The 18,541-nt window shown below is 70.4% G+C and carries 19 protein-coding genes; 9 read left to right on the top strand and 10 right to left on the bottom strand.

Going from position 1 to position 18,541, the window contains the following annotated elements:
* Positions 1 to 314 precede the first annotated feature (314 nt).
* From ACGFIZ_RS17595 to ACGFIZ_RS17585, 3 genes are read left to right on the top strand one after another with little or no spacing between them, the layout of a single operon-like run.
* Positions 315 to 1,835 carry an RNA-directed DNA polymerase gene (locus ACGFIZ_RS17595; protein ID WP_393420391.1) on the top strand — a complete coding sequence of 507 codons (1,521 nt, stop codon included), beginning with the start codon at positions 315 to 317 and terminating at the stop codon, positions 1,833 to 1,835.
* The gene (locus tag ACGFIZ_RS17590) at positions 1,822 to 2,319 is read left to right on the top strand and encodes a hypothetical protein (protein WP_393420389.1); all 498 of its coding nucleotides are present in this window, start codon (positions 1,822 to 1,824) and stop codon (positions 2,317 to 2,319) included. Before ACGFIZ_RS17595 ends, ACGFIZ_RS17590 begins: the two co-directional genes overlap by 14 nt.
* Positions 2,320 to 2,373: 54 nt before the next feature.
* Complete coding sequence (locus tag ACGFIZ_RS17585) at positions 2,374 to 2,934, top strand: HD domain-containing protein (protein ID WP_393420387.1); 561 nt, start codon at positions 2,374 to 2,376, stop codon at positions 2,932 to 2,934.
* Here the strand turns inward: ACGFIZ_RS17585 and ACGFIZ_RS17580 are convergent.
* Entirely contained in the window at positions 2,922 to 3,392 is a 471-nt protein-coding gene (locus ACGFIZ_RS17580; protein ID WP_393420385.1) for an NUDIX hydrolase, read from the bottom strand. The genes ACGFIZ_RS17585 and ACGFIZ_RS17580 overlap by 13 nt on opposite strands.
* Before the next feature lie 26 nt (positions 3,393 to 3,418).
* Positions 3,419 to 4,168: a helix-turn-helix domain-containing protein gene (locus tag ACGFIZ_RS17575; RefSeq protein WP_393420383.1), complete on the bottom strand. Its 750-nt coding sequence runs from the start codon at positions 4,166 to 4,168 to the stop codon at positions 3,419 to 3,421.
* Positions 4,169 to 4,409: 241 nt separating this feature from the next.
* Here ACGFIZ_RS17575 and ACGFIZ_RS17570 point away from each other — a divergent pair, with 241 nt between their 5' ends.
* Genes ACGFIZ_RS17570 through ACGFIZ_RS17560 form a run of 3 tightly spaced genes read left to right on the top strand, consistent with a single transcriptional unit; the run spans position 4,410 to position 5,261 of the window.
* A complete protein-coding gene (locus ACGFIZ_RS17570) occupies positions 4,410 to 4,643 on the top strand; it encodes a hypothetical protein (RefSeq protein WP_393420381.1) in 234 nt (77 codons plus the stop codon).
* Positions 4,644 to 4,659: 16 nt separating this feature from the next.
* Positions 4,660 to 5,046, top strand: coding sequence for a hypothetical protein (locus ACGFIZ_RS17565; RefSeq protein ID WP_393420414.1), 387 nt, complete (start codon positions 4,660 to 4,662; stop codon positions 5,044 to 5,046).
* On the top strand, positions 5,043 to 5,261 hold the full coding sequence (locus ACGFIZ_RS17560) for a hypothetical protein (protein WP_393420379.1): 219 nt from the start codon (positions 5,043 to 5,045) through the stop codon (positions 5,259 to 5,261). Before ACGFIZ_RS17565 ends, ACGFIZ_RS17560 begins: the two co-directional genes overlap by 4 nt.
* An 80-nt stretch (positions 5,262 to 5,341) precedes the next feature.
* On the opposite strand, the gene ACGFIZ_RS17555 is transcribed toward ACGFIZ_RS17560, so the two are convergent.
* The gene (locus ACGFIZ_RS17555) at positions 5,342 to 5,836 is read right to left on the bottom strand and encodes a GNAT family N-acetyltransferase (protein ID WP_393420377.1); all 495 of its coding nucleotides are present in this window, start codon (positions 5,834 to 5,836) and stop codon (positions 5,342 to 5,344) included.
* Positions 5,837 to 6,117: 281 nt separating this feature from the next.
* On the opposite strand from ACGFIZ_RS17555, the gene ACGFIZ_RS17550 reads away from it, so the two are divergent.
* On the top strand, positions 6,118 to 7,341 hold the full coding sequence (locus tag ACGFIZ_RS17550; RefSeq protein ID WP_393420412.1) for a multidrug effflux MFS transporter: 1,224 nt from the start codon (positions 6,118 to 6,120) through the stop codon (positions 7,339 to 7,341).
* A gap of 67 nt (positions 7,342 to 7,408) precedes the next feature.
* Here ACGFIZ_RS17550 and ACGFIZ_RS17545 read toward each other — a convergent pair whose 3' ends face one another.
* A complete protein-coding gene (locus ACGFIZ_RS17545) occupies positions 7,409 to 8,383 on the bottom strand; it encodes a hypothetical protein (protein ID WP_393420375.1) in 975 nt (324 codons plus the stop codon).
* Positions 8,384 to 8,487: 104 nt separating this feature from the next.
* A complete protein-coding gene (locus ACGFIZ_RS17540; RefSeq protein WP_393420373.1) occupies positions 8,488 to 9,144 on the bottom strand; it encodes a 4'-phosphopantetheinyl transferase in 657 nt (218 codons plus the stop codon).
* A 277-nt stretch (positions 9,145 to 9,421) separates the two neighbouring features.
* On the opposite strand from ACGFIZ_RS17540, the gene ACGFIZ_RS17535 reads away from it, so the two are divergent.
* Entirely contained in the window at positions 9,422 to 9,595 is a 174-nt protein-coding gene (locus tag ACGFIZ_RS17535) for a hypothetical protein (RefSeq protein ID WP_393420371.1), read from the top strand.
* 187 nt (positions 9,596 to 9,782) lie between these two features.
* Here ACGFIZ_RS17535 and ACGFIZ_RS17530 read toward each other — a convergent pair whose 3' ends face one another.
* The 3 genes from ACGFIZ_RS17530 to ACGFIZ_RS17520 all read right to left on the bottom strand — a co-directional run bounded on the left by ACGFIZ_RS17530 (position 9,783) and on the right by ACGFIZ_RS17520 (position 14,125).
* Entirely contained in the window at positions 9,783 to 10,589 is an 807-nt protein-coding gene (locus ACGFIZ_RS17530) for a peptidase (RefSeq protein WP_393420369.1), read from the bottom strand.
* Between the two features lie 2 nt (positions 10,590 to 10,591).
* The gene (locus ACGFIZ_RS17525) at positions 10,592 to 11,926 is read right to left on the bottom strand and encodes a VWA domain-containing protein (protein ID WP_393420367.1); all 1,335 of its coding nucleotides are present in this window, start codon (positions 11,924 to 11,926) and stop codon (positions 10,592 to 10,594) included.
* A 534-nt stretch (positions 11,927 to 12,460) separates the two neighbouring features.
* Positions 12,461 to 14,125 (bottom strand): dolichyl-phosphate-mannose--protein mannosyltransferase, encoded by a 1,665-nt coding sequence (locus ACGFIZ_RS17520; RefSeq protein ID WP_393420410.1) that lies wholly within the window; start codon positions 14,123 to 14,125, stop codon positions 12,461 to 12,463.
* A gap of 210 nt (positions 14,126 to 14,335) precedes the next feature.
* Here ACGFIZ_RS17520 and metG point away from each other — a divergent pair, with 210 nt between their 5' ends.
* A complete protein-coding gene (gene metG / locus ACGFIZ_RS17515) occupies positions 14,336 to 16,138 on the top strand; it encodes a methionine--tRNA ligase (RefSeq protein WP_393420365.1) in 1,803 nt (600 codons plus the stop codon).
* 89 nt (positions 16,139 to 16,227) lie between these two features.
* Here metG and ACGFIZ_RS17510 read toward each other — a convergent pair whose 3' ends face one another.
* Both ACGFIZ_RS17510 and ACGFIZ_RS17505 read right to left on the bottom strand, forming a co-directional pair.
* Positions 16,228 to 17,079 carry an alpha/beta fold hydrolase gene (locus tag ACGFIZ_RS17510; RefSeq protein WP_393420363.1) on the bottom strand — a complete coding sequence of 284 codons (852 nt, stop codon included), beginning with the start codon at positions 17,077 to 17,079 and terminating at the stop codon, positions 16,228 to 16,230.
* A 169-nt stretch (positions 17,080 to 17,248) separates the two neighbouring features.
* Positions 17,249 to 18,496, bottom strand: a complete 1,248-nt coding sequence (locus ACGFIZ_RS17505; protein WP_393420361.1) for a hypothetical protein — start codon at positions 18,494 to 18,496, stop codon at positions 17,249 to 17,251.
* Positions 18,497 to 18,541: the final 45 nt, after the last annotated feature.

Here is an 18,541-nt window from a genome sequence, read left to right as displayed (position 1 = left end):
GAATAGAAGCGTCAGAACTCCTATCCTTCCAGCTCAGAGGGCACTTTCTATCTCCGGGGTACCACCGCCCCGACACTCATCGGTGGATAGAGGCTGAGACCCGACAATGCCCAGGTGCCCTGGTGCCACTTGTCCCTGGTGCCCACGAAGTGTCAGGTGGGACTTGACATGTCTCGGTGCCAGGCCATCTCTACCGACTACCTGCGCAGCTGTCGGGATGCCGATCGTGGTGGCGTTCTCCGAGGAGGCATTGCAGCCCCGTAGATGGCACACTAAGTGCCACTCCTAGCACGCCCCCACCTGGGAGATCGCCTGTGAAGCTCGCGGATAGCCGAGACATCGCGCGCTGCCTAGACCTTGCCTGGGAACAAGTCGGCACATCCGACAGTGATCTCGACCTGCCTGATGTCATCAACTTTGCCGACACAGACTTTCGGTGGGAAGCGTATCGGCAGACCTTACTCGGCAAAATCCTCGCAGGCGATTACAAGCCGGCAAGCGTAGACATCGTAGATCTTCCCAAAAACATCTTAACCGTCCGACCGCTCTCACGCTTAAGCCTAGATCGTCGCCTTGCCTACGAAGCAGCGGTGCTGGCTGCCGCTCCGCAAATTGATAAGATCATCCCTGCTTCCGTCTACAGTTCCAGGTGGTGGAAGCGTCAGCAGCGCCTGCTTGGTCCGGTTGGATCCTGGCTTAGGATGCAGCGTGAAGCCCGGTCGCTCCACAAGAGAGAGCCGTCTCTACTTTTGGCGCGAACCGACGTTACAGCTTTCTACGAGTACGTAGACAACGACATCCTCACCTCAGACTTGGAGTCGATATCGATCCCTGGTTGGAGTGTGGAGCTGATTAGCAACTTCCTAGACGCATTTAATCACTTAGGTAACGCCTGGGGAATTCCTCAAGGTTTCGACACGTCGGGCCTTTTAGCAAATCTTTATCTTCTTCCAGTCGATTCCGAAATATCGCGGAACCGACTCAAGCATTTCAGATATTCCGACGATATTTACATCTTCGGAAATAGTTGGGTGGAGCTGCGACAAGCGATTATCGACATAACCGGAACCTTGCGGAATCGCCATCTCACTTTATCGTCCTCGAAAACTCGAATAATCCCGAGCAACCTGATCGTCAAAGAGTTCGAGGAAGCCGAGAAAGACGCAATCAACTACGGCATCACCGTAGACAGCCCGAAGACGCGCGCCGAACTCTGGGATTTCTTTGACAGGACGGTAGCGGAAGAGAGGATCGACCCTCGTGACCTGAAGTTCGCGCTAAGCCAGCTGTCCCGCGTTCATGACGACTACGCCGTGTTCTGGCTGACTTCGAATCTCGGGGAGATCCCACACGTTTCTCGAGAAGCCTTATACTATCTGGCGCAGTTTCACCGCGAAGAGCCCAAGCTCGGCCAATCTGTTGTCGAACTCTTATCCAATAGTAAGTTATTTCTATACCCCTTTGCCCAGCAACACTTGCTGATTTACTTGATTAGGCAAGGTGTGCGGCTTCCAGAGGCCCGGGAAGTGGCATGGCGATTGCTCTTGGATCGAAATAAGGAAAGTTTTGTCCGAGAGTTCGCAGCACGCTACTTGGGGCTTTTCGGTGTCGCAGGTGATGGAGCCAGACTGAAGCAGGAGTTTCAACAGGAAACCCACACCCGGGTCCGTCGAGCTTTGCTTGTTGCGATACATGAGGCGAATGTCTCGTCGCGACAATGGCTACGATCAGTAGCCAACGCCATACCCGAGCTCGGCGACACCGCCGCCTACCTCAAGACTGAACCAGCCGAAATTCCGCTACCGATTACTAGGAAGAGCTATGCCTGGAGCTAGTGTTGAAGCCGAACTGGTTAAAGAATTAGATAGGCTGTATGAGGACTGCAGCTACTCTTCCCAGACGTATTTCGAAGCAGCCAAGTCAGCCGAGTTTTGGGGGCGTACCCTCGTCTTTGGGCCAGCCGCTGCGGCAGCCTTGGCGTCACTGCTCGTCGCCCTCGGCCTTTCGAAGCAGTGGGGCGCCGTAGGTGCAATTTCGGCGGCAATTGCCGCAACAGCATCCTTCCTCGGCTCAGATCGTCGCGCTACGGCTCTTCGGGATACAGCGCGTCGCTTCACCACACTTCGGCATCTCATACGACTTGAACGCACTCTCGCCATAAGCAAGACATCAGAAGAATTGCAGAGCAGCGTCCGAGCCTTGCTCGATCAATATTCATCAATTGCTGCCGCGAACGAGCTCGCATCAAACCGATTTTTTCGCAAAGCCCAGGATAGAATCCGCGCCGGAGTACTTGATTATGAATCCGATGGTAGGTAGTTCGATCCTGGAATTTGCCCCGTTGTCTTGACGGTCCTACTGCCGTAGTCTGCGATGATGGCAGAATTTGCGCAGCAGGCTGAGCGCCTAGCGGAGCAGCACTTGGCATCCTCCCTCCCTCGCCGGTGGCGACACGTTCAAGCTGTAGCTGCGAAGGCTGCGCGAATCAAGGCGATAGCGCGGCTCGGCGATAGGGATATTTTAGTGTCTGCCGCATGGCTGCACGACATCGGTTATGCTCCTAATATCGCGGATACTGGTTTCCATGCGCTGGATGGGGCTCGTTGGCTAGTTCGGCAAGGAGTCGCTACAAGAATTGCTAGCCTGGTCGCGCATCACTCCTGCGCGAGTTACGAAGCCGAGGAACGCGGGCTCGGTAAGGACTTGGCCGCTGAATTTCCTCTAGAAATTTCAGCAACCTCGGACGCCTTATGGTTCGCGGATATGACCACCGGGCCGGATGGGCAAGACCTTTCCGTAGAAGAAAGGTTGGAAGAAATCCGTCGACGCTACGGGCCTGAGGATCTGGTTACACGATTCTGGCAAAACGCGCAACCTGTGCTGCTTGAGAGCGTGAGGCGCACGCAAGGCCGGTTGGCTTCTCAGCCAATGTAGGGCTCCCTCCGCTGATGGAATCCGTGGTTAATCCGAAGCCGCATCGAAGGATGAACCGGCAGAACGGCAAGCCCGTCCTCAGCGACCCACCGCACAGCCGATGATTCATCACTGATTGTCGGCTCACCGCCTAGGTACGTACCGCGGAAGCAGATGGAAAACTGCTGCCGTACCTCGCCGTCGCTGTACTCCACGACGTGGTTCGGGTTGGTGTAGATACCGACTAGTCCGGTTACCTCGACCTCGACACCAGTCTCTTCCCGCGTCTCTCGGACGGCCGTTTCGGCGATGTACTCGCCGAAATTCTGGGCGCCGCCGGGTAGCGCCCACAGCCCGTTGTCGGTCCGCTGGATGAGGAGCACCCGGCCCTGCTCGTCCTGAACGAAGACGGTCACCGCTACGACGATGCTGTTCGGCTTCGGGGCGTTCGGGTTGTTGAAGTGCTCGATCCGGGCCATGGTTCTAACCTCTCACCGCCAGCGGCTCAGTGCTCAGGCCAGACGGCCCGCTTCACACCGAGCACGCGGTTGAAGCTGGCAACGTAGCTGTCGAACAGTTCCCCACCGCCCAGCCGCCGTAGGTGCATCACCGGAGCGTAGGCGGCCGGCGTGCCGTAGAGGTGCGTGTTGACCAGCATCTCGTCATCGAAGCGGTAGATGGAGTTGTAGAGGATCGTGTCGTGGTAGTAGATCCCGACGTTCTCCAGGCCCCGCAGGTCCTTGTAGAAGGCCAGCGCGTTCAGGATCTTGCTCGACATGGCCGGGCCGATGCCCTCGGCGTCTCCGCGCTGGGCGATGTGCTCGCCCTCCGGGTCACCGAATAGTAACTCCACCTGTGCCCCGGCCAGCGCCTTCTCGCGCAGCGTCGGGACCCATCGATGGTTGAACTCGGGCAGGAACAACCCGCCGTAGACCAGGACGCCGACCTGCCGGGTGGTCTTCTCCAGGAGCCGCTGCCAGAGGTCGGTCGGGACGGCCCCGCGGCGCGGGTAGATGTGGACGAGTTCGGACTGGCTGACCTGCACGGCCCGCTGCGTCGGTAGAGCGTCCGGCCAGAGGTACGACTCGCTTTCACCCAGCAGTTCGGCAATGGAGTGGCGGTAACGCGGGTACGGGTTCCGACTCTGGGTGACCCACCGCTCGACGGTCTTCGGATCGACGCCGAGCTTGTCCGCGAGCGCGGCCGACGTGAGGCCCTTCTTGAGCATTCCGTCGCGTAGGCGGTCGTTCGGCATCGCGGCTCCTGCTCGCTGGGCGGCCGGGGGACGACTTGTAGGGACGACTAACCCTATCGAGGACGTCCCTACTCGTCCATAACTAGCGGTGAACTCGTCACCACTGATGGACGCACTCTGATTGCACAAGAGCCGCCGTCCAGATGACGTACTCGGCCCACCGATACGGGCTCACCGCACGAGATGAAGAGGTCAGTCATTGGACGTCTGCTGCTGGACATCTCGCACGGAGGCAACCGTGATGCTGTCCATCCGAGCGCTCATCCGACGGCTGACCGGCCGTCCCGACCCGGTCCCACCCGGTACCGGCCAGCGTCACCAGGCCGCCGAGCAGGCAGCCGCCCAGCGGCGGCTGCTCGACCAGGCGCAGCGGCTGCGGGACAGCCATTGGCACTGCGAGCCGACGCAGATCGTGCCGACCGTGCGGATGACCCTGGGCCAGCTCACCTGCTACGGGACGAGAGCCGAGCGGTGAGCGGAGTCGAGGCCGGCTGTCGTGGCACGTCGAACCCAGGCAGACAGCGCGTCTCGTACGACGCGTACGTCCTGGCAGCCGCCCTCACCCTCGCCAGGCGACACCGGCCGGTGTGGTGCTGGCGGAAGTGGCGCCGTATCTGCCGCTGCGGTGCCGACCTGCCCTGCCGTGCCCGCCACCGGATCCCGATCAACCGGGGTCACTGGCCGGACGGGGAGACCGAGTGAACGACGAGCAGGAGCAGGCGATCCTCGCCGTACACATCCGAGGACTGGACGGTATGTGCACGGGCTGCCGGGCGTGGTGGGCACGGCTTACGCCGTACCCGTGCTGGCAGGTGGAGTGGGCGACCAGCCGGCAGGCCCGGACGATCATGGCGCGCTACCTGAGGGTTGAAGCGTGACCGCCCACGGGCCGGTGCTGCCGATCTGGAGCTGCGGCGGCTGCGGCGCGCCCTGGCCCTGCCGGACCCGCCGTCAGGAGTTGCGGGCGGAGTTCACCGACGCGCCGATGTCGTTGGCGTTGTACATGGGGGCGCAGTTCGCGCGGGCCGCAGAGGATCTGACCTGGGCGCCCGCCGGCACCCTGCACCGCCGCTTCCTGGGCTGGCTGCGGTGAGCATCCTGCGGCGCGGCGACGAGAAGTTCCACTACAGCGACGGCTCGCACCGGTGGATCCGATCCGGCGCGCCGACCGCGTCAGGTCGTGAACAGCAGCCATGTGTCCGGAGGAATCTCGGGCTTGCCGGGGACGGCACGCCGTTCCTCCTGGTGCCCCGCCGGGCAGACCTCGGCGGCGAGCCGACGCCAGAAGCGGGCGGCGCCAGGATTTTCCTCCTGGAAGGCCACTTCCCACTGTCCCTTGTGTCTGGCGAAGAGTTGCCGGGCGGCGTGACTTCCGACGCCCGAGCGGCGCGCGGCCCGTACGACAAAGAACTCGGAGATGTGCAGCGGCCCGGCCCGCAGGCCGGACACGAATGCGAAGCCCACCGGGCTTGTGTCCTGGTAGAAGATGTAGCCACGGGTGTCGGGGTCGTCGAGGTACGCGGGCAGGCGGCCCGCGGTGAAAAGGCCCACGTCGTTCGGCAGCATGCCGCGAAACTCCGACAGGTCGTGCCGGTACAGCTGCCACAGCCGCTCGACGAGGGGCAGGTCGTGGGACAGGATCGACCGAAGAGTGACAGCGCTCAGCACGTCGCCATCATGCCGGATCGGCAGCAACGCCGAGATCTTTCCCGGGCTGGACCCGCGCGCACACTCCCGGTGGGTCAGGCCGGCGAACAAGTGCCGGACGGCGCTGTGAGCTGCGGCACCTCTTCGCCGGTGGGGAATCAGCGGGCCTGGTCGGGGTTGGAGCCAGGTGTGACTGCTGAACACCTCCGCGCCCGGCTACCCCACGACCGGACGGAGACGTCCCGATGACCGTCACCCAGGATCTCGAAACGCCCCCGGCCCCGACGACGCCGGGCGACCTGATGAGCCGCCGGCAGCGCCTGCGGCTCGTCCTCGTGCTCGGCTCGCTGATCGCGGTGGGTCCGCTGACCATCGACATGTACCTGCCCGCGCTCCCCACGATCGTCACCGACTTCCGGACCACGTCGGCGGCGGTCCAGTTGACCCTCACCGGCACGCTGGCGGGACTCGCCGTCGGCCAGCTGCTGATCGGCCCGCTGTCCGACGCCGTCGGGCGGCGGGTGCCACTGATCGCCGGCATCGCGCTGCACGTCGTGGCGTCGGTGCTCTGCATCCTCGCGCCGAACGTCGCCGTCCTCGGTGGGCTGCGGGTGGTGCAGGGGCTCGGCGTGGCGGCCGCCTCGGTCGTCGCGATGGCCGTCGTCCGCGACCTGTTCGACGGCGCGGCCTTCGCCAAGCTGCTCTCCCGGCTGCTGCTCGTCATGGGCGCGGCGCCGATCCTCGCTCCCACCCTCGGCGGCGGGCTGCTGCGCTGGACGGACTGGCGGGGGGTGTTCGTCGCCCTGGCCGCGTTCGGCGTGCTGCTCGTCGTGGTCGCCGCGTTCGGCCTTCCCGAGACGCTGCCGCCGGCCCGCCGCCGGCGCGGCGGCGTGGTCGCCACCGCGACCGTGTACGGCTCGTTGCTGCGCGACCGGACGTTCGTGGGCCTGGTCCTGGTGGCCGGGCTGGCGATGGCGGCACTGTTCGCGTACGTGGCGGGGTCGTCGTTCGTCCTGCAGGATCAGTACGGGCTGGACGAGCAGGAGTTCGGGCTGGCGTTCGGCGCGGGCGCGGTCGGGCTGATCACCGCGACGCAGTTCAACGTACGGCTGTTGCGCCGGCACTCGCCGCAGCGCATCCTCGTGGCCGCCCTCGCCGTGGGGACCGCGGCCGGGTTGGCGCTGCTCGCCTTCGCCGCGACCGGGTTCGGCGGGCTGCCGGGCCTGCTGGTGGCGCTGTGGGTGGTGCTCGCGGCGGCGGGTCTGGCGCTGCCGAACGCGCCGGCCCTGGCGCTGTCCCGGCACGGCGAGGCGGCCGGTACGGCCTCCGCCCTGCTCGGCGCGGTGCAGTTCGGCGTCGGCGCGCTCGCCGCGCCGCTGGTGGGCGTGCTGGGCACCGGCGCGGTGGCCATGTCCCTGGTGGTCGCCGGCGGGATGGTGGCCTCGACCGTGGTCCTGCTCGTCGTCGTGCGACCGGCCCGGCTCGCCGACCTCGACGCGGACCCGGTGGCCGTGGCGGTGCACTGAGGGGCCGGTAGGACGCCGCGGGGCCGGCCGGCATGCCCGGTCGGCCCCGCGTACGCGCTTCCTGCCCCTACGGCTTCCAGGAGCCGGCGGTCTCCAGCTTGTGCCGGTACTCCAGCACGCCGTTCTTGTCGGCCACGTCGAACGTCACCACGCCGGTGCGCTTGCTGCCCTCCCGCAGGTTGACCCCGGAGTCGAGCAGATCGCCGCAGCCGGCGAGGGCGCCCGCGATCCCGTTCGCGGTGGTGCCGTCCGCGGCCACCCACTGGAAGTAGAACGGGTTGATCGACATGTTGCCCTTCGTCACCGTGGCGGTGACCTCGGCGGTGAGGTAGAGCCCCTTGTCCGGCTCGGGCGAGTACGACTTGCAGCCCTTGGTCGTGGTGCGGAACCGCGTCACCGTGATCTCCAGGGTGCCGTCGTCGTCGGTGATGACGAGCGTGTCGCCCGCGTCCATGTTGAACGTCTCACCGGTGGCCGGGGAGGACGACGAGGACTTCGGGGTGGGCCGGCCGCTGGGCGCGGTGGTCACGCCGGGCAGGGTGATGTCCCGCTTGGCCTCCTCCGCCGCGTCGCCGGCCCCCTTGACCAGCGCCACGACGCCGCCGATGCAGCAGAGCAGCGCGAGCACGGCCGCGACGACGGCGATGATGATGATCGGCTTCTTGTTGCTCTTCGGCGGCTGCGCCGGGCCCGGCGGGAAGCCCGGGCCCGCGGGGGCGGCGCCCGGCGGGTACGGCGCGCCCGGCACCGGCGGGTACGACGGGTCCGGGGCGGGCGGCGGGTACGCGGACTCCGGCGCGGGCGGCGGGAAGCCGCCCCCCTGCTGCGGCGGATACGGCGACCCGGAGACCGGCGGCTGGTACGGCGATCCGGAGACCGGCGGCTGGTACGGCGACCCGGAGACCGGCGGCTGCGGCACGGTCGGCGGAGGCGGCGGGTAGCCGCCCTGCTCGGCCGGGTACTGCGGCATCGGTGCCGTGGGCGGCTCATGGTTCGGCTGGTAGGGGTCCTGCGGCCCGTAAGGGGGCTGGGGGTGGCTCACCGTACTCCTCGGCACCTCATGGCGATCTGAAACGCACTGCTCATGGCGATCTCGAACGCACTGACGTTAGCCGCCCGCGGCAAGTCGCGCGGCACCGCACCATCTCAGCGGGGTAACAGGACGGCGGCGGTGCGGACCAGGTCGGCCTCCACCGTGAAGCGGCCGATGACCGTCGCGGGCGGGTCCGGCACCGGGGCGGCGGCCAGCCGGGCGGGGGCGATCCGCGCGGTGAACAGGCCGGAGTCGGGGTCGAGCGTGACCCGGGCGTCGTGGAAGTCGAGCCAGGTGCCGACGACCGGGTGCCAGACCTTGTAGATGGTCTCCTTCGCGCTGAACAGCACCACCGGCCAGGGGACGCCGTCCGGCAGCCGCGCGACGTCGTCCCACTCGTCGGGCAGGCCGATCAGCCGGCGTACTCCGGCGTTGAGCTCCCGGTGCCGCTCGGCGTCCATGCCGACGGAGCGGACCTCGTCGGCGCGGGCGACCGCCGCGGCGCAGTAGCCGCGGGTGTGGGTGATGGTGCCGACCAGCCCGGCCGGCCAGACGGGCGCGCGGTCCGGCGCGGAGGGCACGGCCACCTCCGGCACGCCGAGCCGGGCGAGCGCCCGGCGGGCGCAGACCCGCCCGGCGGTGAAGTCCCGGCGGCGGCTCTCCACGGCCCGCTCGCCGAGGCAGGCCCGCTCGGCGGGCAGCAGCTCGCCCGCCCAGTCGTCGCCGTCGGCCACGGCCACCTCGACCTCGGGCGGCAGCAGGTCACGCATCGCCGCCCCCGGTCAGCACCTGCGCGATCGTGAACTCCCGGATGCCCATCCGTGCGAACGTACCGCACGGGGTGACGCCGGAGGGCTGCCGGACGCCGTACCTGGTCTACCTGGCGGGGTCACCCGTCCAGGGGCGACGGGCGGGCCGCCCGGGGACCTGTCGACGCGAGAGAACGTACTCGATGATCGCTCAGCCGACGCCGCACGACCCGCCACCGGGCGACCAGCGCCCGGCGTCGCCCGCCTGGCTCTGTGCGACCTGCGGCGCGGAATGGCCGTGCGCGCCCCGCCGCGACCTCCTGATCGCCGATACGGGCCCGACCGGAGCGGGCTCAGCGTCTACCTGGGCGCGTGCCTGGCCGCGGCGAGCGAGGACCTGCCCGACGTGCCCGGGACGGTGCTGCGGGACCGGTTCGTCGGCTGGCTGCCCCGGGGCCGGCGCGCGCACTGAATCCCGGCCCGCATCCTGGCGGCCGACCGCCTCCGGCCCGGTGGCCGCCCCCGAAGCCATGGGGGCGGCCACCGGTGCCGGGCGGTACGGCGGCCCGGTCCCGCGCCGCTCAGCGGCGGCCCGGTCCCGCGCCGCTCAGCGGCGGCCCGGTCCCGCGCCGCTCAACGGCGGCCCGGTCCCGCGCCGCTCAACGGCGGCGCGGGCGGCGGGTCAGGGCGAAGCCCACCACACCGGCCACGGCGGCGAGCACCCCGCCGACGGTGGTCCAGATCCACCGTGAGGACAGCTCGGGCAGCCAGCCGTCGAGGCCGGCGCCGTCCTGCTCCTCGTCGGCCGGCGCCGCCGCCGGTTCCCCGGTCAGCACCGTGCCGGCCTTCGTGTTCGGCACCAGCGGCGCCTTCAGTTCGCCGTCGTCGCCGGGGGCCTGGCCGTCGCCGACCTCGGAGACCAGCAGGTCCACGTCGATCGGCAGGCCGAGGTCGGGTTCCGGCAGGTCGACCACGGAGAGCCGGAGATAGTACGTGCCGGGCAGCGGATCGCCCGACCACGGCTCCGCCCACGACCGTACCTGGCGCAGGGTGCAGCCGAGCGTGACGCTGGTCGCCGACGCCGCCGCCGTCGGGGTCTGCGCCCCCGCCGTGCAGGCCTGCCGGCGGCGCAGGCCGTCGAAGACGTCGACGGTCCAGGTGGAGGCGCCGGTACGACCCTTGGGGTAGGCGACCGTGGCGGTGATCTCGTGGATCTGCCCGGCGCTCGCCGGGAACGACCAGTAGAGGTAGTCGCCCGTCGAGGCGCCGACGCGGACCGGCTGGCCGGCGGTGATCGGGGTGGCGGTCAGGAACGAGGTGCCGGCCTTGGTGACCGTGGCGGCGCCGGGGGACGGGGTGGGCGCGGCGGTCGCGGCGAGCGCGGCGGTCGCGGCGAGCGCGGGGGCCGCCGGCAGCGCCAGGGCGGCGGCGAGCGCCACCCCGGCCCGGATCATGCGGGTACGCATCCTCAGTTCTCCCTCCAGGTGGCGACCCACCAGCGGGTGAGCAGCCCGGCGACGAGGCCGGTGACCAGGCCGGCCAGGACCAGCAGGAGCAGCAGGACCCAGCCCCGGCCGAGGTCCGGGCCGGCGGGGGCCGGCGACGAGGCGACCACGTCGACGGTCAGCTCGATCGGCATGCCCGGCGTGACCTGGGTGCCGGGGCGGGGTGCGAACGCGTTGCTGACCACCAGGCAGACGACGGTCGGCGCGGCGTCGGCGGCGCCGGCCGCCGGGCTCGGGGTCTCGCGGTCGTCGTCCCCGCCATCGTCGTCCTCGTCGTCCCGGTCGGCGGCGGCGGACCAGCGCAGGCCCGCCGAGACGACGTCGGTCCGGCCGCTGCCGGCGTCCACGCCCCGGACCAGCTCCCGCCCGTCGGGCGCGGTGGCCCGCAGCAGCACGCCGTGGTCGGGGTTGACCGGGCGGTCCAGCGCGATGCTCACCGAGGCGCGCAGCTCCTGTCCGGGGCGTACCGGGACCCGGTACCAGCGGTGCTCGGAGAACTGCTCCCGGTCGGTGTAGACGCCGGGGGCGAGCAGCGGCGCGTCGGGGCAGCGGGCGGTGCCGCCCACCACGGTCGGGGCGGCCGTGTAGGTGTCCCGGGCCCGGTCCACCAGCTGCTTGATCCGGTCGGTCAACTCGTCCGCGCTCTGCGCGGCCGTGTACGTCCCGCCGGTGGCGTTGGCGATGCAGACCAGCTGCCGGCGCACCTTCTCGTCCGGCGCGAGGCCGAGGGTGTCCACCACCAGCTTGGTGCCCTGCGCGGCCAGTTCCCGGGCCACCTCGCACGGGTCCGGTGGGGCGCAGGTGTCCTCGCCGTCGGTGATCAGCACGATCCGGCGGGCGGTGGCGCCGGTGCCGAGGTCCCGGGCGGCCGAGCGGAGCGCCAGCCCGACGGGTGTGAAACCGGTGGGCCGGAGGGTGGCCACCGCCGCCTTGGCCTGGGTGCGGTCGACCTGGCCGACCGGCACGATCTGCTGGGTGTCCTGGCAGCCGACCGTCTTGTCCTTGCCCCGGTAGGTGGCGCCGAGCACCCGGATGCCGAGCTGCGTCTCCTCGGGCAGCGCGTCCACCACCTCGTTGAACGCCTGCTGGGCAACGGAGATCCGGCTACGTCCGTCGATGTCCCGGGCCCGCATCGAGCCGCTGACGTCGAGCACCAGCTCGACCCGGGGCGGCTCGGCGGGAGGCTCGCCCTCCGCCCGTGCCGGCGCGGGTCCGCCCACCAGCACCGCCGGGCCGAGCAGGACGGTCGCCGCCAGCAGTCCACGGAGGACCATTGTCGATCGTCTCTTGTTGATCACCGGGCGAAGTGTAGTGAGATCCACTTTGGAGGCTCGCCCGGGTCCGGCGGCGCTGTCCCGCCGTCTCGACGGCCCGGCCGTGCCCGCTCCCGGCCGTGCCCGATCCTCGCCGGGTCGGCCGTTCCCGGGCGGTTCTTCCTGGTCGGGGCTCCGCGAGGCGCTCCTCGCCGGGGTCGGCGGTCGGGTCCCCGGGTCGACCGGGAGCCGGCGCGATGCGGGTCGAAAATTTGCCGCGAGCCCACCCGTTGTGCCGGTGATGCAAGGTGGCTAAGCTTTTCTTGCGCGCCCCAATCGCCCGCTTCCCCCGTGGCAGGCGATCGGGGCGCGCGCCTATGCTCGCGAAAGTCCCGTCGAATGGACTCCCCGCCCGCGCCGCCGCCAAGGCCCGCGCGGCCGGACCCATCGCGAAGGCCCGCGCGGCCGGACCCATCGCGAAGGCCCGCGCGGCCGGACCCATCGCGAAGGCCCGCGCGGCCGGACCCATCGCGAAGGCCAGCGAGGCCGTGCCGTGTGCCGGCCGCGCCCGCGCCGGGATCAGATCCAGCGGCCGTCCAGCCACATCCGGGCCGACCAGTCCGCGTACGGCAGCAGCCGGCCGACGAAGATCGGGTAGAAGTACGCGAAGCACAGGGCGACCAGCAGCACGTACGCGCCCGCCACGACACCGCCGATCAGCCGCCGCTCGGCGGCGTCCTCGTCCGATCGGGCGCGCCCGCCCTCCGCGGCCGCCCCGGCGGTGGCCGGCGAGACGATCGCGCCGAGCACGTAGACCACCGCGAGCACCAGGAACGGCAGGGCCGGCGCGACGTAGAAGGAGAACATCGTCCGGCCGTCGAGGGCGAACCAGAACCAGGGCAGCAGGCCGGCGGCCGCCGACAGCAGGATCGCGCCGGCCCGCCAGTCCCGCCGGGCGGTGCCCAGCCAGGCCGCCCCGACCAGCGCGGGCAGGAACGACCACCAGAGCAGCGGCGTGCCGAGCAGCAGGATCTCCGAGGCGCAGCTCGGCGCCCCGCAGGCGCCCTCGCCGGACCAGTAGAAGGCGACCGGGCGGCCGAGCAGCAGCCACTGCCACGGCCAGGACTGGTACTTGTGCGGGTCGTCGAGCTGCTTGTGGAAGCCGTACGCCGCCTTGTGGTACTCCCACAGATTGTTCAGCGCCCCGACGACGGGGGTGTCGCTGAGCGCCGGCATGTTGGGGTAGTTGGCGGCCAGGCGGTAGTAGCCGTCGTCGGTCAGCAGCCAGCCCGACCAGGTGGCGACGTACGTGACGACCATCAGCACCCCGGCCAGGGCCAGCCACGACAGCTCGTCGAGCAGGGCGTCCCGCCACGGCCGGCGTACCCCGGCCGAGCGCCGGACGCCGACCTCCCAGAGCAGCACCAGCAGCGCGAAGGCCGGCACGAAGTACAGCGCGCTCCACTTCACCGCGCACGCGCAGCCGAGCAGCACCCCGGCGGCCAGCCGCCACCAGGGCCAGTTCCGCCAGCCGCCGGTGGGGCGGCCGGCCCGCCCGGGGAGGGTGGGGTCGAGGCCCGCCTCCACCGCCCGGGCCCACCGCCGCCGCCGGGCGTCCCGGTCGAGCACCAGGGCGCCGAACGCCGCCAGGACGAACAGCAGCAGGAAGATGTCGAGCAGCGCGGTGCGGGAGAGCACCAGGTGGAAGCCGTCCAGGGCGAGCAGCAGGCCGGCGGCGCAGCCGAGCGCGGTGGACCGGAACAACCGGCGGCCGATGCGCACCAGCAGCAGCACCGACAGGACGCCGGCGACGGCCGCCGAGATACGCCAGCCGAACTCGGGGGCGGTGGTCGTCAGGTGCCCCGGCACGGAGATTTTCAACTCCGCGTCCTGGTAGCCGAAGGCCCACTCGCCGAGCCCGATCAGCCACTTGCCCAGCGGCGGGTGCACCACGTACGAGGGGCCGTTGTCCTTGTAGTTCCACTCGACGCCCTTGTCGACCAGCCCCCAGGCGTCCCGGGCGTAGTAGATCTCGTCGAAGATCTTGCCCTTCGGGCCGCTGACTCCGACCAGGCGCAGGATCGCCGCGATGGCCACCACCACGGCGGTGGCCAGCCACGAGTTGACGTCGAGCCGGGCGTCGACGGTGGCGAGCCGCCGCCGGACGACGGCGGGAAGGGCGCCGCCGCTGGAGGGGAGAGCCGTGGCGTCGCCGCCGGCCGGTCCGGCGTGCTCCGACTCCATCCGGCCCGCGCTGGCGCTTCGCGCTGTCGACGCACTGCTCACCTGACGATCCTAGGCCGCGGAGGTGTCCGGTGGCGCACGCCGACGCCGATGCCGGCATGGCCGTCGATGGCGAGTGGGCTTCTTCGGGTGGTATGCCCGAAGCCGGGTCCCGCCCCGCCGGCCGGTTGGTTCGCGGGTTGCCGGCCGTGGTCACTAGGCTTGCTGGTCATGAGTCACGTTCTCGCGGCGGTAGCCTGGCCGTACGCCAACGGCCCGCGCCACATCGGCCATGTCTCCGGATTCGGCGTTCCCTCCGACGTCTTCGCCCGGTACATGCGGATGGCCGGCCACGACGTGCTCATGGTCTCCGGCACCGACGAGCACGGCACCCCGATCCAGGTGCAGGCCGACGCCGAGGGGGTCACCCCGCGCGAGCTGGCCGACCGGTACAACCGGGTGATCGCGGAGGACCTGCGGGCGCTGGGGCTGTCGTACGACCTGTTCACCCGCACCACCACCCGCAACCACTACGCGGTCGTGCAGGAGCTGTTCGAGGGGCTGCACCGTAACGGCTACATCGTGCCGAAGGTCACCGTCGGGGCGATCTCCCCCTCGACCGGCCGCACCCTGCCCGACCGCTACATCGAGGGCACCTGCCCCATCTGCGGGTACGACAGCGCGCGCGGCGACCAGTGCGACAACTGCGGCAACCAGCTCGACCCCGTCGACCTGATCAACCCCAAGTCGAAGATCAACGGCGAGACGCCGGAGTTCGTCGAGACCGAGCACTTCTTCCTCGACCTGCCGGCCCTGGCCGACGCCCTGCGGCAGTGGCTGGACATCCGGGAGGGCTGGCGGCCGAACGTCCTGCGGTTCTCGAAGAACCTGCTCGACGACCTCCAGCCCCGGGCCATCACCCGGGACCTGGAGTGGGGCGTGCCGATCCCCCTGGAGGGCTGGCGGGACCGGCCGGACAAGCGCATCTACGTCTGGTTCGACGCGGTGATCGGCTACCTGTCGGCGTCCATCGAGTGGGCCCGCCGCTCCGGCGACCCCGACGCCTGGCGGAAGTGGTGGTCCGCCGACGGTGAGGGGAAGGACGCCCGCGGCTACTACTTCATGGGCAAGGACAACATCGTCTTCCACTCGGTGATCTGGCCGGCGCTGCTCGGCGGGTACTCGGGCGAGGGCGCGCGCGACGGCGAGCCGGGCCGGCTGGGCCGGCTCAACCTGCCCACCGAGGTCGTCTCCAGCGAGTACCTGACGATGGAGGGGCGAAAGTTCTCCTCGTCGCGCAAGGTCGTCATCTACGTCCGGGACTTCCTGGAACGGTACGACGCCGACGCGCTGCGCTACTTCATCGCCGTCGCCGGCCCGGAGAGCAACGACACCGACTTCACCTGGGCGGAGTTCCTCCGCCGCAACAACGACGAGCTGGTCGCCGGCTGGGGCAACCTGGTCAACCGGTCCATCTCGATGGCGGCGAAGAACTTCGGGGCCGTCCCGCCCGTCGACCCGGCCGGGCTCACCGAGGCCGACGAGGCGCTGCTCGCCGCCGCCCGGGCCGGCTTCGCCACCGTCGGCGACCTGATCGCCAGGCACCGGCAGAAGCAGGCGATCGGCGAGGCGATGCGGGTCGTCGCGGAGGCCAACAGGTACCTCTCCGAGCAGGCCCCCTGGAAGCTCAAGGACGAGGCGGACAAGCCCCGGATGGGCACCATCCTGCACGTCGCCCTCCAGGTGGTCAGCGACGCGAACACCCTGCTCACCCCGTTCCTGCCGCACTCCGCGCAGAAGATCCACGAGCTGCTCGGCGGCACCGGCGTGCACGCGCCGATGCCGGTGATCGAGGAGGTCGAGGACCTCGACGGCGGCCCGGCGTACCCGGTGCTGACGGGGGACTACACGGTCGGGGCGCGCTGGGAGTCCGTACCGCTGGAGGTGGGCCGGCCCCTCGCGGCGCCGAAGCCGGTCTTCCGCAAGCTCGACCCGTCGATCGTCGACGAGGAGCTGGCCCGGCTCGCCGGCTGACGGCACGCCGCGACGCCCGCACGCGACGCCGGCGTCGCCCCCACGAGGGGAGGCGGCGCCGGCGGTACGCCTCGGCCGGGACGGGCGCCTCAGGCCCGGGCCATCGCGGGCGTGGCGGCGAACTCCAGGATCGCCCGGTTCACGTCGTCGGCGTGGGTCCACGGAATGCCGTGCGGCGCACCCTGCAGCGTGATCAACCGGCTGTTCGGCAGCATCGGCTGCAACCGCTGCCCGGTCGCCCCGATCGGCAGCACCTTGTCCTGGTCGCCCTGCACGATCAGCGTCGGTACGTCGATCCGGGGCAGGTCGCCGCGGAAGTCGGTCAGCCAGGCGTCCACGCACTGCAACGTGGCGATGCCCGACGCCCGGGCCCCGATGTTCCAGTGCGCCCGGTACGCCTCCTCGCTGACCATCCTGCCCTTGTCGTCCTGATGGTTGAAGAACGCGTCGCAGAACGTGGTGAGGAACGCGAACCGGTCGGCGATGATCGCCTGCTGGAAGCCGTCGAACAGGCTCCGGTCCACCCCCTCCGGGTTGTCCTCCGTCTTCAGCAGGAACGGCTCCAGGGGGCTGAGCAGCACCGCCCGGTTCACCCGGCTCGACCCGTACCCGCCGATGTAGCGGACCACCTCGCCGGTGCCCATCGAGTGGCCGACCAGGACGACGTCCCGCAGGTCCAGCTCCGTCAGCAGGACGTCCAGGTCGGCGGCGAACGTGTCGTAGTCGTACCCGGCCGCCGGCTGGCTGGAGTTGCCGAAGCCCCGCCGGTCGTAGGTGATCGTCCGATAGCCGGCGGCGAGCAGCGCCCCCACCTGTTTCTCCCAGGTCGCCGTGCTGAACGGGAAGCCGTGGATCAGCACCACCGGCTGACCCGCGCCGTGGTCCTCGTAGTACAGGTCGACGGGCGCGGTGTTCTCCGCGCCGACGGTGATGAAGGGCATGCGCGTCTCCTGAGATCCGGGCAAGGGTCGTCGGACGGCCCGCGCATTCCCGACCCACCCGCCGTTATGCCCGCCGCCGCTCCGGCCCGCCGTCCTGTGGCGTCGCCCGTCCTGTGGCGTCGCCCGTCCTGTGGCGTCGCCCGGCCGCGGCCCGCCGTCTGCGGGGGCGTCACAGCGGGTACGGCACGTCCACCACCCGGTCGTCGGTCACCTCGGACGCCGGGGCCCACACCTCGTAGACGCCCCGTTCCTGGCACTGCGCCCCCGTCACGGCCACCGCGTCCGGGTCCGGCCGGGTCAGCCGCAGCCGCAGCCAGTCGGCCTCCTCCCGCAGCACCAGGCAGGGCACGCCCCGCCAGCCCGCGCGCCGCAGCCGGCGGGCCACGGCGTCGACCGGGTACCGCGCCGCCCGCGTCATCGCGAGCACCCGGAACCCGCCGGGCAGGTCCGCCACCGCCTCGTACGCGGCCCCCGCGTACCCGCCGACCAACCGGGTCGAGCGGGCCGCCTCCCCGGTCGGCAGGTACTCCTGGTCCGGCGGCAGCCCCGGCACCCCCGCCAGCAGGTGCCGCCACTGCGGGCCGACCATCCGCAGCCAGCCCCGCTGCTCGGCCTCGTAGCGGTAGAGGACCACCTCCACCCCCGACGCCGGGTAGGCGACCAGCGTGGCGTTCGCCGGCATCGGCAGGTCGGCGAAGTCCCGGGTGACGAACTCCGGGATCAGCTGCGCCTCGCTCGGCACGAATCCCGTGCCCAGCACCGGCGGGCCGAGCCGGTCCCGGGACGGCAGCGCGGTCAGGCCCCCGTACGCCGTCCCCACCGGCTGGGCGTAGTCGGTCGGGTCGGCGGCCCGCCAGCGCAGCGCGTACACCACGTCGAGGTCCGCCCGCCCGTCCGGCGAGTCGCTGCGCAGCACCGCGAGGGCCTCCGGCGTACGCAGGTGGGCCACGTCGTGCTCCCGGTGGCAGAAACCGTACGGCAGCCGGCCCCGGGCGTACCCCGCGAGCTGCCGGGCGGAGAGCACCTTCACCATCCGGGTGCCCCGGCGGATCACCGCCGACGCGCGGACCGCCGCCAGCGTCGGGTCCGCCGCCGCCGCCGGCTGCTGGCTGAGCCGGTGCACCTGCGCCCATCCCCGCTCGCGGTGCAGCGGCACCAGCAGCGGCGCCTCCGCCTCCCCGGCCGGCCCCGCCGCCCCGAGCACCGCGTCGACCTCGCTGGCGTGCGTGAACCGCCGCCAGGGCAGCGCCACCCCCGGTCGGGGCGCCCACTCGAAGCCGGCCGCCTCCTGGGCGCTGAACAGCTCGTACGCCGCACCGCGGGCGATCTCCTCGGCCGGGTACACGGCCCCGCCGTACGCCACGCGCAGCCCGCCGCGCTCCTCGGCGGCTCCGCTGACCTCGGGCGCGACGCTCACCCCGGCGACGCTAGACGGCCCCGGTGGCGGCCAGGTGAACGTGGC

The sequence above is a fragment of the Micromonospora sp. NPDC048830 genome (assembly GCF_043198215.1).
Lineage (GTDB): Bacteria > Actinomycetota > Actinomycetes > Mycobacteriales > Micromonosporaceae > Micromonospora.
This window is presented reverse-complemented; position numbering and strand designations above follow the sequence as displayed.